The organism is Peribacillus sp. N1 (assembly GCF_054600815.1).
Map to the genome: position 1 here is coordinate 1 of NZ_BAAHZO010000092.1, position 240 is coordinate 240.

General features: G+C 57.1%; 1 rRNA gene. It reads right to left on the reverse strand.

Features of this window, described 5'->3' with window-relative positions:
- Positions 1–240 (reverse strand): 23S ribosomal RNA (locus ACYP5M_RS26705); the annotation flags it as partial.

Sequence of the window (240 nt, forward strand, 5' to 3'; positions counted from 1 at the left end):
CTCCTCTTGAGGGGGGCTTCATGCTTAGATGCTTTCCGCAATTATCCCGTCCGCACGTAGCTACCCAGCTATGCCTTTGGCAAGACAACTGGTACACCAGCGGTTCGTCCATCCCGGTCCTCTCGTACTTAGGACAGCTCCTCTCAAATTTCCTGCGCCCGCGACGGATAGGGACCGAACTGTCTCACGACGTTCTGATCCCAGCTCGCGTACCGCTTTAATGGGCGAACAGCCCAACCC